At 68.0% G+C, this 568-nt stretch carries 1 protein-coding gene; it reads right to left on the reverse strand.

Going from position 1 to position 568, the window contains the following annotated elements:
• Positions 1-568 (reverse strand): iron-containing alcohol dehydrogenase (locus TSH64_RS15950; protein ID WP_146208123.1); only part of this gene is annotated, 568 nt, incomplete at both ends.

The following is a 568-nucleotide window of genomic DNA, read 5'->3' on the forward strand; positions in this document are numbered from 1 at the left end:
ATCGAAGGCCGCTTCGGCAATCGCATCGACCCGCGCCAGGAAGGCCGCCTCCGGCACCCCCGCCGCCTGGATCGAGGCCGGGATCTCCAGCGCCCGCTTCATCTCCTCGACCCATTGGATCAGCTTCTCCACCCGCTCATGGTCGCGGCTGCCGCCGAGATCCAGATGCCGGGCGATCTGCGCATAGCGCGCCACGCCCTTCGGACGGTCGTACTGGCTGAACGCCGTCTGCTTGGTCGGGATGTCCGCCGCGTTGTAGCGGATCACGTTGGCGATCAGCAGCGCGTTGGCGATGCCGTGCGGGATGTGGAACTCCGCCCCCAGCTTGTGCGCCATCGAATGGCACACGCCCAGGAAGGCGTTGGCAAAGGCGATGCCGGCCAGCGTCGCCGCATTGTGCACCAGCTCCCGCGCCTTTGGATCCTGGCACCCGTTGCGGTAGGCCGACGGCAGATGCTCCTTCAGCAGCTTCAGCGCCTGCAGGGCCTGCCCGTCGGAATACTCGTTCGCCACCACCGAGACATAGGCCTCCAGCGCATGGGTCACCGCGTCGATGCCGCCCGCCGCC

The organism is Azospirillum sp. TSH64 (assembly GCF_003116035.1).
GTDB lineage: Bacteria > Pseudomonadota > Alphaproteobacteria > Azospirillales > Azospirillaceae > Azospirillum.